The following is a 13134-nucleotide window of genomic DNA, read 5'->3' on the forward strand; positions in this document are numbered from 1 at the left end:
TCGACCTCAGTAAACCCGAGCCTTGGGCTCGATGTACGCGATGTCGTCGGACATCGTGTAATTGTGCACGGGACGGTAGTCGATCTGGACCTGCTCGCCCGGACGCTTCCACGCCAGGGTGTGTTTCATCCAGTTGGCGTCGTCCCGATCCGGATAGTCCTCGCGGGCGTGGGCGCCGCGCGATTCCGTGCGGTTCAGCCCGCTCTCGATGGTGACGACGGCCTGGGCGATCAGGTTGTCGTACTCCAGCGTCTCCATCAGGTCGGTGTTCCAGATCAGGCCGCGATCGGTGGTCTTGATGTCGGCGCCGGCCGCATCGATGGCCCGCAGCTTGTCGGTGCCCTGTTGCAGGGTCTCGCCGGTGCGGAACACCGCCGCGTCGGCCTGCATGGCGCGTTGCATCGACAGGCGCAGCTCGGCGGTCGGGGTCGAGCCGTCGGCGAAGCGGAAGCGGTCCAGGCGGGCCAGGTGGGCGTCGGTCTGGGTCTTGGAGGCGGACGGCACGGCCGAGGCCTTGTCCACCACCTCGCCGCAGCGCAGGCCGACGGCGCGGCCGAACACCACCAGGTCGGTCAGGGAGTTGGAGCCCAGGCGGTTGGCGCCGTGAACCGAGACGCAGGCCGCCTCGCCCACAGCCATCAGGCCGGGCACCACGCTGTCGGGGTTGCCGTCGCGCAGCGTCAGGACTTCGCCGTGATAGTTCGTCGGGATGCCGCCCATATTATAGTGGACGGTCGGCAGGACCGGGATCGGCGCCTTGGTCACGTCCACGCCGGCGAAGATCTTGGCGCTTTCCGAAATGCCCGGCAGGCGCTGGTGCAGGATCTTGGGATCCAGGTGGTCCAGGTGCAGGAAGATGTGGTCCTTGTTCGGGCCCACGCCACGGCCTTCACGGATTTCGATGGTCATGGACCGGCTGACCATGTCGCGCGGGGCCAGGTCCTTCACGGTGGGCGCATAGCGCTCCATGAAGCGCTCGCCTTCCGAGTTGGTCAGATAACCGCCCTCGCCGCGCGCGCCCTCGGTGATCAGGCAGCCGGCGCCATAGATGCCGGTCGGGTGAAACTGGACGAACTCCATGTCCTGCAGCGGCAGGCCGGCGCGCAGCACCATGGCGTTGCCGTCGCCGGTGCAGGTGTGGGCGCTGGTGGCCGAGAAGTAGGCGCGGCCGTAGCCGCCGGTGGCCAGAACCACCATCTTGGCCCGGAACTGGTGAAGCTGGCCGTTGTCGAGCTGAAGCGCCGTGACCCCAGTGCAGGCGCCGTCCTGCATGATCAGGTCGAGCGCGAAATATTCGACGAAGAACTTCACTTCCCGACGCACCGACTGGCCGTACAGGGTGTGCAGGATGGCGTGGCCGGTGCGGTCGGCGGCGGCGCAGGTGCGCTGCACCGGGCCTTCGCCGAAGTTACGGGTCATGCCGCCGAAGGCGCGCTGATAGATCTTGCCTTCGTCGGTGCGGCTGAAGGGCACGCCCCAGTGTTCCAGCTCGTAGACGGCCTTGGGCGCGTTACGGACCAGATATTCGATCGAGTCCTGGTCGCCCAGCCAGTCCGACCCCTTGACGGTGTCGTACATGTGCCACTGCCAGCTGTCCTCGCCCATATTGCCCAGCGAGGCGGAGATGCCGCCCTGGGCCGCGACGGTGTGCGAGCGGGTGGGGAAGACCTTGGTGACGCAGGCGACCTTCAGTCCCTGCTGGGCGGCGCCGAGGGCGGCGCGAAGGCCGGAGCCCCCGGCGCCGACGACGACGACGTCGTATTCGTGATCGATCAGTTCGTAAGCGGCCATCAGCTAATCAGGCTCCGAAACCAGCGGGCAGGGGCGCCGAACCCAGCGCCATCCGCACGATGAAGAAGACGCTGGCGGCCGCCAGCACGAGGAAGACCAGGTTCAGCAGCGCCACGAGCGCCTTGCGCGTTCCCGGCTGGGGCACATAGTCCTCGAGGATCACCTTCCAGGCCACGCTGACGTAGCCGAAGAAGACCACGGCCGTCAGCGCCAGCAGGCCGGCGTTCAGCCGGTTGGCGAACCAGTCCTGCACGGCGTCATAGCCGGCGCCCGCCAGGGTGAAGGCGGTCGAGGCGACCCACAGACCCAGCGGCAGCACGACGACCAGCAACACCCGCTCGGCCAGCCATTCGCCGGCGCCGTGGCGCTCGGAAATCTTGACGTTGTTCTTGAACCGGGGCCCGTTCCCTTTGACTTGACCGCTCACAGCGAAACCCTCCCGACGGCGAACAGGACGACCCAGAACAGGATCGCCAGCGGAACCGGCGCCCAGACCGCGATGCGCGACAAGATCGTGGACGACTTGATGGTCAGGCCATTGCCGGTGTCGTTGATCGTGTGACGCGTCCCGTTCAGGATGAAGGAGAACAGCACGACCGTCAGGCCGAAGCCGACGAACAGACCCAGCGGCGACCCGGCTGTCGCCAGGGCGGTCGCATAGGCGTCCGGTCCAAAGGCCAGGGCGCCCAGCCAGGCGACGACGATCAGCGCGCCGACGGTGGCGGCGATGACGGTGGCGCGGAACAGGATAGAGGCCGCCATGGTGACGTGCCAGCGCCAGATGCCCATGTGGGGCGAAAGCGGCGTGACGTGACCATTGGGCTGGGTGACGAAACGACCGGTCCGGTCGCTAGAGGCGCCACCCGAGGTCGGGCTGGGCTGGGTCATGCGAATGGTTCTCAAAAGCGAATGAATTCAATCGCCGTGTGCGGTTGCGAAGGCTTTTGTGACCCTAGAGGGACGGTGTCAACGGACCGTTGATCACTTAGCGGATTCTAGGGTCGCTTAGCCCGATCTCGTGTCGTCGTCTTCGGATTTGCGCATTATCGATCCACGCTCTGCCTCGGATAGAGGATTTACGCGCCCGGCCGGCGATTGGATTTTTCCGCGCTTGAGACGCATCAAGCCCGTCCTGATCTCGCCATGCCCAATCCGCCACCCTATATGTGGCGAATGACCGAGATCACGCCCCGCCCCGTTCTTCGCCTGCATCCCGCCCACCGCGACGACATCGGCGACCTGACCACGCGCCGCCCCGTACCCGGCCCGGGCCTGGACCAGGTCGATCCCTTCCTGTTCCTGAACCACCACGGGCCCCAGACCTATGCGCCGGGCAATCGCGGCCTGCCCTTCGGCCCGCACCCGCACCGGGGGTTCGAGACCGTGACCTTCATTCTGGACGGCGAACTGGCTCATAACGACTCCGGCGGCGGCGAGAGCATCATCAAGGCGGGCGGGATCCAGTGGATGACCGCTGGCTCGGGCCTGATCCACGCCGAACTGTCGCCGGCCGACTTCAAGCGGAACGGTGGGCCTATGGAGATCCTGCAGCTGTGGGTGAACCTGCCGTCGCGCCTGAAGATGACCCAGCCCGACTATGTGGGGCTTCAGGCCGCCGACATCCCGACCTTCACCACCGAGGGCGGCGTCGTGGTCGAGCCGGTGTCCGGCGAATGGCTGGGGGTCAAGGCGCCGATCCAGTCGCTGATCGACATCCATCTGGCCGTCGTCCGCCTGCCCGCCGGCGCCCGGTTCCAGGCCCCGGTCGCCCCCGGCCGCACCGTCTTCTTCTATGCGGTCAAGGGCCAGGTCTCCATCGCCGGAACACACGTGCCCGAATGGAACCTCGCCGCCCTGGGCGACGGCGACGCGGTCGAGATCACGGCCCAGACCGACGCCGTCGTCCTGCTGGGCCACGCCGAACCGATCAACGAGCCGGTCTTCAGCCACGGCCCCTTCGTCATGACCACCCGCGAGGAAATCATCCAGGCCATCCAGGACTACCAGTCCGGCAAGTTCGGCCCGCCACCACGGGTGTGAGGCGCGCGACATAGGGGCGGTTCACCGAACCGCCCCTTGCCGATCAGTAAGGCCAATCGGGCGGCAGATACGGCCCCATGCCAGAGCACACATAGGCGGGTGTCTCATCATAGTAGGGCGTCGGAATATAGGGCTTGAGCACATACACGTTGCCGCCGCCTCCGCCGCACGTATCCCAAGCGTAGCCAAGCACTTCCGTCTTTGCTGCGTCAGCATAGTAGACATAGGAATAGGCCACGAGGCTGGGATCCCAGGATTCTTGGACTAAGGCTTCGGCGGGGCCGAACGCCACAGTAGTCGCCGCGACCGCAGCGATCGCGATGGCGAGGTTTTGAACGCGTTTCATTTCAGTCCTCTCAAGAGGCGCGAAATTGCGCGCTTCGAACGTGTGCATCAATCAATCACAAGTTCAACTCACATGTTTGACCTTTCGCACGTGTCAGCACCCGACCTTAGAGCAGCTATCCAGGACGTTGCCGATCATCGCCAGCCAAAAGGCGACGACCACCAAGGGCGCCAGTAGGAGAGTGCGCAGACCTTTGCGGCCATTATTCCGAACATCAAAAACCACGAGTGCGATCCAGGCGCCAGCTATCGCAATTTGAAGGTAGAGCCAGGGCGGCTGCGCTATCGGGAAAATGTAAAACAGCATTGCCATCACCCTGATTTGACTCGTGACAATCGACGGCTAGCGCCCTGTGCGCAATGTCCGCAACGGGTCGGTTTGCGAAACGGGCGTCAGCCCTGAAATCGGACCTTGGCATTGACACTGGTGGACCCGTCGGCCTCCCGGAATCCTCAGAAACCGATCGTCACCGACGGCGCGCTACGCCGCGCCTCGCCATGGTGCACAGCTTCGATGTTGTTGCCGTCGGGATCGAGCACGAAAGCGGCGTAGTAGCCCGGATGATAGGCCCGCTCGCCCGGCGCGCCGTTGTCGCGTGCGCCATGGGCCAGCGCCGCCCGATAGAAGGCATCGACCGTCGCGCGGTCCTTGGCCTGAAAGGCCAGGTGGTGCCGACCCGTCAGGACGCCCCGGCTCTCCGCGCTTTCCGGCGAGGACACGACGAGTTCATCGGCCCAGAAATAGCCGTCGGCCGTATCGATGACGGGGATCTCCAGCACGTTCAGAACAGCCGTGTAGAATTTCCGACTAAGCGCGAGATCACGGACGACCAGCTGGATGTGGTCTATGAGCCGACCCCTATGCAGTTGTGTCGTTCCCATGGTCGTCTGTCCTGTTTCCCTGGCGTCGCGAAAAACTCGAAATCCGAGTTTCCAACCGACATGTGTGACGCCGCAGAATGGGGCTCCGCGCAAGGATCGCCTTGATCTTTCGCAAAGCGATCATTCCCCGGCTCGACCGCGACGGGCGCGGGGCGGGACCAGATGATGCGTTCCCCGATAAAACCCTATATGACGCCGGTTCCTTGCGACGACCGAGCCGAAGACACGCCCAAATGCCCAGCCTGAACGAGATCCGCGCCACCTATCTGAACTTCTTCGCGGCCGACGGGCACGAGAAGGTGCACTCGGCGCCGCTGGTGCCGCAGAACGATCCGTCCCTGCTGTTCGTCAATGCGGGCATGGTGCCGTTCAAGGACTATTTCACCGGCGCGTCCAAGCCGCCCTATCCGCGCGCCACCTCGTCGCAGAAATGCGTCCGCGCCGGGGGCAAGCACAACGACCTGGACAATGTCGGCTACACCGCCCGCCACCTGACCTTCTTCGAGATGCTGGGGAACTTCTCCTTCGGCGACTATTTCAAGGAACACGCCATCGACCGGGCGTGGAAACTGGTCACGCAAGAGTTCGGCCTGGACGCCAAACGCCTGCTGGTCACCGTCTATATCGACGACGACGAGGCCGCCGCGATCTGGAAGAAGGTCACCGGTTTCGGCGACGACAAGATCATCCGCATCGCCGGCAGCGACAATTTCTGGGCCATGGGCGACAGCGGCCCCTGCGGCCCCTGCACCGAGATCTTCTGGGACCACGGCGACAAGATCCCCGGCGGCCCTCCCGGCTCGCCGGACGAGGACGGTGATCGCTACGTCGAGATCTGGAACAACGTCTTCATGCAGTTCGAGAAGGAGAACGACCAGATCGTTCGCAACCTTCCCAAGCCCAGCGTCGACACCGGCATGGGGCTGGAGCGGATGACCACCGTGCTTCAGGGCGTGCATTCGGTGTTCGAGACCGATCTGTTCAAGACCCTGATCGCCGCCTCGGAAGACGCCACCTCGACCAAGTCGGACGGCGAGCGCGCCGCCAGCCACCGGGTGATCGCCGACCACCTGCGCTCCTCCTCCTTCCTGATCGCCGACGGCGTAACCCCGTCGAACGAGGGACGGGGTTATGTGCTGCGCCGGATCATGCGCCGCGCCATGCGACACGCCCACCTGCTGGGCGCCGCCGATCCGCTGATGCACCGCCTGGTCCCGACCCTGGTGGCCCAGATGGGCGACGCCTATCCCGAACTGGCCCGCGCCCAACCCTTCATCGAGGACACGCTGAAGCAGGAAGAGGTCCGCTTCCGCACCACTCTGGGCCGGGGCATGGCCCTGTTCGACACGGCGGTTCAGGGCTTCTGTCCCGGCGACATGCTGGACGGCCAGACGGCCTTCACCCTGTCCGACACCTATGGCTTCCCGCTGGACCTGACCCAGGACGAGGCCCGTCGTCGCGGCTTCTCGGTCAATGTCGACGGCTTCGAATCCGCCATGGCCGAACAGCGCCAGCGCTCGCGCGAACACTGGAAGGGCTCGGGCCAGACCGCCAACACCAATGAATGGCTGGCGATCCGCGACCGCATGGGGCCGACCGTCTTCACCGGCTATGACGCCATCGAGGGTTCGGGCGAGGTCCTGGCCATCATGAACGGCGGCGCTCCGGTCGAGACGGCCGAGGCCGGCGACATCGTCGAGATCCTGTTCGACGCCACCCCCTTCTACGCCGAAAGCGGCGGCCAGAGCGGCGATCAGGGCTCGCTGGAATGGCCCGGCGGGGAAGCCGAGGTTCTGGACGTCAAGAAACACGCCGGCGACCTGCACGTCCTGTCGGCCCAAATCACCGCCGGCGCGCTGCAGATCGGCGTCCGCGTCGCCCAGCTGGTGGACGCCGACAAGCGCACCACCACCCGCGCCAACCACTCGGCCGCCCACCTGCTGCACACGGCCCTGAAGAATGTGCTCGGCCCGGCGGTCGCCCAGAAGGGCCAGTTGGTCGATTCCGAGCGCGCCCGCTTCGACTTCAGCCACGGCGCCCCCGTGACCGAGGACGAGCTGGCGGCCATCGAGGCCGAGGTCAACGCCGTCATCCGCCAGAACGTCCCGGCGGAGACCAAGCTGATGGCCCCGCAGGAGGCTATCGAGGCCGGCGCCATCGCCCTGTTCGGCGAGAAATACGGCGACGAGGTCCGGGTCCTGACGCTCGGCCGTTCGCTGGTCAGCGACAACGCCCCCTATTCGGTCGAACTGTGCGGCGGCACCCATGTGGCCCGCACCGGCGACATCGGCCTGTTCAAGGTGATCCAGGAAACCGGCGTCGCCGCCGGCGTGCGCCGTATCGAGGCCCTGACCGGCGAGGCCGCCCGCCTCTATCTGGAAGGTCAGGCCAAGGTGACCCGCAACCTGGCCCGCGACTTCAAGATCCAGACCCAGGACGTCCCCGGCCGGGTCGAGGCCCTGCAGGGTTCGGTCAAGACGCTGGAGAAACAGGTCGCCGAGCTGAAGAAACAACTGGCGCTCGGCGGCGGCTCCGGCGCCGCCTCGGCGCCGGAAGAGATCGGCGGGATCAAGCTGATGGCCCGCGTGCTGGACGGCGTGGACGGCAAGGGTCTGCGCGGCGTGGCCGAGGACTTCCGTAAACAGGTCGGCACCGGCGTCGTCGCCCTGATCGGCGTAACCGAGGGCAAGGCCGCCGTCACCGTCGCCGTCACTTCCGATCTGACGGACCGCGTCAACGCCGCCGACCTGGCCCGCGCCGCCGTCATCGCCATGGGCGGCCAGGGCGCCGGCGGCAAACCCGACTTCGCCCAAGGCGGCGCCCCGGATGGGGCCAAGGCCGAAGACGGTCTGGCGGCCGTGCGGGCGGCCCTGGCGGGCTGACCTAGACTTTCGTCACCCCATCGGATCCGGCGTCAGGTCGACGCCGGCCAGTTTCCAGTCGAACATCCCGCGGCGCTCCAGGACCAGCACCAGGGCGTCGTCGGGCTGGTCGTCGCGCGTCAGGGTGACCGCGAAGCGGTCAAACCCGCGATAGGCCCAAGACTGATGGATTTCGGACTTGGGCGCGGCCGGAGTGTCCGTTGCGGGCACAGGCCGCTCCGGCCGGGGCTTTTCGCCGGATCGGACCATGGCGGCGACGGCCTGGGGGGTGACGAAATTATCGACGGCCCCGTCCACCAGCGACGGCGCCAGCAGCATGCCCAGGGCGGCCAGGCCCGTGTCGCCCCCGGCCCGATGGCGGATTTCCAGGGCGGCGCGGGCGTTCAGCTCGCTCTTCAGACTGGCGCGGAAGGCGGGAAAATCGACGCGGCGTTCCAGTTCCGCCGCATCCCCGGTGCGCGCCGCCCGGATCAGGCCCTGGGCGGCCACGAAGGGCGAGACGAAACAGGCGATCAGCAGGCCTGCGGCCACGGCGGCCAGCAGCCCGACGACGATCTTCTTCAGCATAGGAACTCCATCCTCACTCAACGCGGACTCCGGCCGGCCGGTTGCCTCAGCGCGGGGCGGCGGCCGTCTCGCCGGGAACCACAGCGACAGGCGCGGCCACGGCCGGCGCGGCGCCGTCCGGCAAACCGATCTGGACCAGGGTCCATTCGAACGGGCCCCGACGTTCAAAAGTGAAGATGGTGCGCGATCCGCCCTGGTCCGCCACCGCCATCCGCGCCCGGTTCACGCCCCAGAAGACCGGCTTGGGCCAGGGTTGGGGCGCATCGTCCGCAATGGCGGTCGCGGTCATGCTGGACCGTTGGCTGGCGTACCGGCCCTCGCCGCGCGTCAGGGCCGCCAGGGCGGCCGGGGTCAGATAGGCGTCCACGTCCGGCCCGTTCAGCATCGGGTTCCGCTCCATCTGGCGCCGCACTGCCCCGATGGGGTCTTCCAGGAAGGAGGGCGCGGGCGCCAGGGCCAGGGCCTTTCCGGTCAGCTGCGGCCGCAGCGACTGGCGCACGGCCGTGAAATCGATCAGGCGCGCCAAGCCCTGCACGTCTCCCGCCTCGGCCGCAGACCGGATGGCGAAGAAGCCCACCGCCGGCGCGACGAAAAAGGCCACGGCCGCGACCACGACCGCCAGGATCAGAACATTGCCGAACAGCCGTTTCACGAAGCCTCCCCCACGCTGGAACCGATCATGCACGGCCTCCGCGACGACGCAATGAAAAGCCCCGCCGGATCGTTCCGGCGGGGCTTCATTCTTGTTTGTCCTACCGCGCTTCGCGCTGCTTGAGGACGTTGAGCGTCCTGTCGGCAACGTTTTGCGGCCGGATCTTGTGGCTCAGCCGACGTCCGGCAGGGCGGTCTTCAGGTTCTCGGCGACCTTGTCGAGGAAGCCCTCGGTGGTCAGCCAGCCCTGTTGGTCGCCGACCAGCAGGGCCAGGTCCTTGGTCATGTCGCCCGCCTCGACCGTCTGCACCACAACCTTTTCCAGGGTGTCGGCGAAGACGTCCAGGGCCGCATTGCCGTCCAGCTTGGCGCGGTGCTTGAAGCCGCGGGTCCAGGCGAAGATCGAGGCGATGGAGTTGGTCGAGGTGGCCTCGCCCTTCTGGTGCTGGCGATAGTGGCGAGTCACGGTGCCGTGGGCGGCCTCGGTCTCCAGCACCTTGCCGTCCGGCGTCATCAGCACTGAGGTCATCAGGCCCAGCGAGCCGAAACCCTGGGCGACCACGTCCGACTGGACGTCGCCGTCATAGTTCTTGCACGCCCAGACGAAGCCGCCCGACCACTTGATCGCGGCCGCGACCATGTCGTCGATCAGACGGTGTTCGTAGGTCAGGCCCTTGGCCTTGAAGTCCTCGGCGAATTCGGCGTCGAATACTTCCTGGAACAGATCCTTGAAGCGGCCGTCATAGGCTTTCAGGATGGTGTTCTTGGTCGACAGATAGACCGGGTAGCCGCGTTGGAGGCCGTAGGACAGCGAGGCGCGGGCGAACTCGCGGATCGACTCGTCCTGGTTATACATGGCCATGGCCACGCCGGCGCCGGGGGCCTTGTAGACCTCGTGCTCGATCACTTCGCCGTCGTCACCGACGAACTTGATCGTCAGGGTGCCGGGTCCGGGCATCAGGAAGTCGGTGGCCTTGTACTGGTCGCCGAAGGCGTGGCGGCCGACGACGATGGGCTGGGTCCAGCCGGGCACCAGGCGCGGCACGTTCGAGCAGATGATCGGCTCGCGGAAGACCACGCCGCCCAGGATGTTGCGGATGGTGCCGTTCGGCGACTTCCACATCTTCTTCAGGCCGAACTCCTTCACCCGAGCCTCGTCCGGGGTGATGGTGGCGCATTTCACGCCGACGCCGTGCTTCTGGATGGCGTGAGCGGCGTCGATCGTCACCTGGTCGTCGGTGGCGTCGCGGTGCTCCATGCTCAGGTCGTAATAGTCCAGGTCGAGGTCCAGGAACGGGAAGACCAGCTTGTCCTTGATCATCTGCCAGATGATGCGGGTCATTTCGTCGCCGTCGATGTCGACGATGGGGTTTTCGACCTTGATCTTGGCCATGCGTGAGGTCCGCCTCTGAACTTTGGGGAATGATATCGTGGCGGGGATATAGCGGGGCTGGGCGTCCGCGCAAACCCCGCCGTCCGTTAACCCTGCTCGGAAAAAACCTCGACGGTCGCGCTGAACCCTTCGGCCGGTCTTGGCTTCTCTTTGACCAGCGGTGCGACGGACGATCAAATGACAAAGGACGAACGTGAACTGGTCGATCGGTGGATCGTCACCTTCTGCGAAGTCCCGCCCGTGATCGATGGGGAACTGATGCGCAGGCTGATCGCTGAACAGGAAGCGACACAGCAGGGAACGCAGCCATGCCAGACAAGACCTTCAAGGCCGGGGATCGCGTGACGTGGGACCACAGCCAGGGCGCGACGACCGGCAAGGTCATCAAGAAGGTCACCGCCGACACTCACATAAAGGGCCATAAGGTCGCAGCTTCGCCGCATAGTCCCGAGTATATCGTAGAGAGCGCCAAGACCGGCGCGCGCGCGGCGCACAAGCCGTCGGAGTTGAAGTCGGCATGAAGACCTTCGACCTGTTTCGCGGCGTCGCGCTTTCTGCGCTGGCCGCTTCGACATTCGCCGTCGCCGGTTGCGGCGACAAGGATGCCGCCAAGACGCCCGGCGCGCCGCAGGCCGCCATGCCGGCGACAGCGACGGCCGCGATCGCTGCCGCGCCTGTGCTTCAGATCCGTAGCGAGACGAAATCGTTCCGAGATTGGAGTGCGACCTGCGGCAACGACGGAACCTGCTGGGCCTTCGGCTTCGCGCCTGAGTTCGCCGCCGGCTGGGTGCGCATCACTCTGGCGCCCGGCCCGGACGCCCAGCCGCAAATCTTGTTCGGCTATTGGCCCGACAGCGACGCCAAGGGCCCTGGCCCGATCGCGCTGACGATCGATGGTCGCGCCTTTGCTTCTGCGCCCAGCCCAGAGGGCGAGGTGGACACGCCAATCGGCGAAATTCGCACTGACGCCCGCGCTGCAATCGACGCCATGGCCCAGGGCAAGGTGATGACCATTCGCGGCGCCTCCACCCAGGACGTCTCGCTGCACGGCGCCGCCGCCGCTCTGCTGTGGATCGACGAGAAGCAGGGCCGCCTCAACACGCCCACCGCCCTGATCCGCCGGGGCGACCGTCCTGCCTCGAACGTCCCGGTCGCGCCGCCCCTGCCGACGGTCACGCCCGCGCCGGCTGTGGATCAGGCGGGCTTCGGCGACGTGAACCAGCGCGTGCCCGCCGCCCTTCGGGCCCGCACCGAGGTCGGAACCTGCCTGAAGGAATCGGCCATGCCGGCGGTCAGCGACATGGTGATGTCCGCCCGGCTGGACGCCCGCACCGTGCTTTGGGCCGTGCCCTGCGGTTCAGGCGCCTATAACGTGACCCACAATTGGTATCTGACGGGGCCGGATGGTCGCGACGCGCGTCCGGCGATCCTTGCCGGAACGGCCGGACCCGGCGCCGACCCGGTCATGCCCGACAACTCCACCGTCAACGGGGCGTATGATCCCAAGACCCGCACCCTGTCGGCCTTCGCCAAGGGGCGCGGCATCGGCGACTGCGGCTCGGCTCAGACCTGGACCTGGACCGGCGACCGCTTCGTCCTGACGCAGGAGAGCACGATGGGGGAATGCGCGGGCGTGCCGTCCGACTTGTGGCCCGTCGCCTGGCGCACGCGGTGAACGACCCGGAGGTCCTGATCATCGGCGCGGGTCCGGCCGGTCTGACGGCGGCGACCTATCTCGGGCGGTTTCGTCGGCGGACCCTGGTGATGGACGCCGGGGCGCCGCGCGCCTGCTGGATCCCGCTCAGCCACAATATGCCGGGCTTTCCGGCCGGCATCACGGGCGCCGATATTCTGAACCGGATGCGCGAACAGGCCGAGGAATACGGCGCCGTCATCAGGCCAGGTCGGGTCGAGAGCCTGGTCCATGACGGCGAAGGCTTCATAGCCCAGGCCGAGGGGAGATCCATCCGCGCCCGCGCCATCCTGCTGGCGACAGGCGTCGTCGATCATCACCCCGACTTGCCGGGCGTGGAGCGCGCGGTGCAGAAGGCGCTGGTCCGCATCTGCCCTATCTGCGACGGCTATGAAGCGACGGGCAAGGCGGTCGCCGTGATCGGCCACAGCGACAAGGGCGCGCGCGAGGCCGCCTTCATGCGCACCTATTCCGACCGTGTGACCCTGATCCACATCGGCGCGGCCGAAGCCCTGCCCCGTCGCGACGAACTGGACCGGCTGGGCGTCGAACTGGTTCTGGCCCCGCTTGAGTCCATCGATATCGAACAGGACCGGGTGACCGCCCTGAGCTATGGCGGCCAGAGCCGGGCCTTCGATCTCGTCTATTCGGCCCTGGGCACGTCGCCCAACGCCGAATTGGCGCAGAGCCTCAAGGCCCGGCTGGCTCCCGACGGCCGGCTTGAGGTCGACCTGCACCAGGCGACCAGCGTGCCGGGTCTCTACGCCGCCGGCGACGTGGTGCGCGGCCTCAACCAGATCGCCGTCGCCACGGCGGAGGCCGCCGTCGCCGCCACCGACATCCACAACCGCCTGCGCCGCATCGACGGCCTGACGGTCGCCGACTAGGCC

At 66.8% G+C, this 13134-nt stretch carries 14 protein-coding genes; 5 read left to right on the forward strand and 9 right to left on the reverse strand.

What is annotated here, in order from left to right; genetic code table 11:
- Window positions 1-6: 6 nt before the first annotated feature.
- The 3 genes from sdhA to sdhC are packed head-to-tail and all read right to left on the reverse strand — an operon-like array spanning window position 7 to window position 2679.
- Complete coding sequence (gene sdhA, locus GGR11_RS12150) at window positions 7-1791, reverse strand: succinate dehydrogenase flavoprotein subunit (protein WP_008261579.1); 1785 nt, start codon at window positions 1789-1791, stop codon at window positions 7-9.
- A 7-nt stretch (window positions 1792-1798) separates the two neighbouring features.
- A complete protein-coding gene (gene sdhD, locus GGR11_RS12155; protein WP_183197348.1) occupies window positions 1799-2218 on the reverse strand; it encodes a succinate dehydrogenase, hydrophobic membrane anchor protein in 420 nt (139 codons plus the stop codon).
- Window positions 2215-2679 (reverse strand): succinate dehydrogenase, cytochrome b556 subunit, encoded by a 465-nt coding sequence (gene sdhC / locus GGR11_RS12160; RefSeq protein ID WP_183197351.1) that lies wholly within the window; start codon window positions 2677-2679, stop codon window positions 2215-2217. The genes sdhD and sdhC overlap by 4 nt, the downstream gene beginning before the upstream one ends.
- A gap of 255 nt (window positions 2680-2934) precedes the next feature.
- On the opposite strand from sdhC, the gene GGR11_RS12165 reads away from it, so the two are divergent.
- Window positions 2935-3831 carry a pirin family protein gene (locus GGR11_RS12165; protein WP_246331785.1) on the forward strand — a complete coding sequence of 299 codons (897 nt, stop codon included), beginning with the start codon at window positions 2935-2937 and terminating at the stop codon, window positions 3829-3831.
- Window positions 3832-3874: 43 nt separating this feature from the next.
- Here the strand turns inward: GGR11_RS12165 and GGR11_RS12170 are convergent, their stop codons facing one another.
- From GGR11_RS12170 to GGR11_RS12180, 3 genes are all read right to left on the reverse strand, one after another.
- Entirely contained in the window at window positions 3875-4225 is a 351-nt protein-coding gene (locus GGR11_RS12170; protein WP_246331787.1) for a hypothetical protein, read from the reverse strand.
- Between the two features lie 45 nt (window positions 4226-4270).
- Window positions 4271-4483: a hypothetical protein gene (locus tag GGR11_RS12175; RefSeq protein ID WP_183197353.1), complete on the reverse strand. Its 213-nt coding sequence runs from the start codon at window positions 4481-4483 to the stop codon at window positions 4271-4273.
- 146 nt (window positions 4484-4629) lie between these two features.
- Window positions 4630-5058 (reverse strand): VOC family protein, encoded by a 429-nt coding sequence (locus GGR11_RS12180; RefSeq protein ID WP_183197354.1) that lies wholly within the window; start codon window positions 5056-5058, stop codon window positions 4630-4632.
- Window positions 5059-5291: 233 nt separating this feature from the next.
- On the opposite strand from GGR11_RS12180, the gene alaS reads away from it, so the two are divergent.
- On the forward strand, window positions 5292-7940 hold the full coding sequence (gene alaS, locus GGR11_RS12185; RefSeq protein WP_183197356.1) for an alanine--tRNA ligase: 2649 nt from the start codon (window positions 5292-5294) through the stop codon (window positions 7938-7940).
- 12 nt (window positions 7941-7952) lie between these two features.
- On the opposite strand, the gene GGR11_RS12190 is transcribed toward alaS, so the two are convergent.
- The 3 genes from GGR11_RS12190 to GGR11_RS12200 form a co-directional block, all read right to left on the reverse strand.
- Window positions 7953-8507, reverse strand: a complete 555-nt coding sequence (locus GGR11_RS12190; protein ID WP_183197358.1) for a DUF2939 domain-containing protein — start codon at window positions 8505-8507, stop codon at window positions 7953-7955.
- Window positions 8508-8553: 46 nt separating this feature from the next.
- Complete coding sequence (locus GGR11_RS12195) at window positions 8554-9159, reverse strand: DUF2939 domain-containing protein (protein ID WP_183197360.1); 606 nt, start codon at window positions 9157-9159, stop codon at window positions 8554-8556.
- Between the two features lie 171 nt (window positions 9160-9330).
- On the reverse strand, window positions 9331-10551 hold the full coding sequence (locus GGR11_RS12200; protein ID WP_183197362.1) for an NADP-dependent isocitrate dehydrogenase: 1221 nt from the start codon (window positions 10549-10551) through the stop codon (window positions 9331-9333).
- Window positions 10552-10859: 308 nt separating this feature from the next.
- Here GGR11_RS12200 and GGR11_RS12205 point away from each other — a divergent pair, with 308 nt between their 5' ends.
- From GGR11_RS12205 to GGR11_RS12215, 3 genes are read left to right on the forward strand one after another with little or no spacing between them, the layout of a single operon-like run.
- Complete coding sequence (locus tag GGR11_RS12205) at window positions 10860-11072, forward strand: hypervirulence associated TUDOR domain-containing protein (protein WP_183197364.1); 213 nt, start codon at window positions 10860-10862, stop codon at window positions 11070-11072.
- Window positions 11069-12226 (forward strand): DUF1176 domain-containing protein, encoded by a 1158-nt coding sequence (locus GGR11_RS12210; RefSeq protein WP_183197366.1) that lies wholly within the window; start codon window positions 11069-11071, stop codon window positions 12224-12226. The genes GGR11_RS12205 and GGR11_RS12210 overlap by 4 nt, the downstream gene beginning before the upstream one ends.
- Window positions 12175-13131, forward strand: coding sequence for an NAD(P)/FAD-dependent oxidoreductase (locus GGR11_RS12215; RefSeq protein ID WP_183197368.1), 957 nt, complete (start codon window positions 12175-12177; stop codon window positions 13129-13131). The genes GGR11_RS12210 and GGR11_RS12215 overlap by 52 nt, the downstream gene beginning before the upstream one ends.
- Window positions 13132-13134 lie beyond the last annotated feature (3 nt).

Source organism: Brevundimonas mediterranea (assembly GCF_014196125.1).
Taxonomy (GTDB): domain Bacteria; phylum Pseudomonadota; class Alphaproteobacteria; order Caulobacterales; family Caulobacteraceae; genus Brevundimonas; species Brevundimonas mediterranea.

What these genes read in the sequence shown, in the direction of transcription:
- sdhA (WP_008261579.1), bottom strand. Translation starts at nt 1,791, where the DNA reads ATGGCCGCTTACGAACTGATCGATCACGAATACGACGTCGTCGTCGTC.
- sdhC (WP_183197351.1), bottom strand. Translation starts at nt 2,679, where the DNA reads ATGACCCAGCCCAGCCCGACCTCGGGTGGCGCCTCTAGCGACCGGACC.
- GGR11_RS12165 (WP_246331785.1), top strand. Translation starts at nt 2,935, where the DNA reads ATGCCCAATCCGCCACCCTATATGTGGCGAATGACCGAGATCACGCCC.
- GGR11_RS12170 (WP_246331787.1), bottom strand. Translation starts at nt 4,225, where the DNA reads ATGCACACGTTCGAAGCGCGCAATTTCGCGCCTCTTGAGAGGACTGAA.
- GGR11_RS12175 (WP_183197353.1), bottom strand. Translation starts at nt 4,483, where the DNA reads ATGCTGTTTTACATTTTCCCGATAGCGCAGCCGCCCTGGCTCTACCTT.
- GGR11_RS12180 (WP_183197354.1), bottom strand. Translation starts at nt 5,058, where the DNA reads ATGGGAACGACACAACTGCATAGGGGTCGGCTCATAGACCACATCCAG.
- alaS (WP_183197356.1), top strand. Translation starts at nt 5,292, where the DNA reads ATGCCCAGCCTGAACGAGATCCGCGCCACCTATCTGAACTTCTTCGCG.
- GGR11_RS12190 (WP_183197358.1), bottom strand. Translation starts at nt 8,507, where the DNA reads ATGCTGAAGAAGATCGTCGTCGGGCTGCTGGCCGCCGTGGCCGCAGGC.
- GGR11_RS12200 (WP_183197362.1), bottom strand. Translation starts at nt 10,551, where the DNA reads ATGGCCAAGATCAAGGTCGAAAACCCCATCGTCGACATCGACGGCGAC.
- GGR11_RS12205 (WP_183197364.1), top strand. Translation starts at nt 10,860, where the DNA reads ATGCCAGACAAGACCTTCAAGGCCGGGGATCGCGTGACGTGGGACCAC.
- GGR11_RS12210 (WP_183197366.1), top strand. Translation starts at nt 11,069, where the DNA reads ATGAAGACCTTCGACCTGTTTCGCGGCGTCGCGCTTTCTGCGCTGGCC.
- GGR11_RS12215 (WP_183197368.1), top strand. Translation starts at nt 12,175, where the DNA reads ATGCGCGGGCGTGCCGTCCGACTTGTGGCCCGTCGCCTGGCGCACGCG.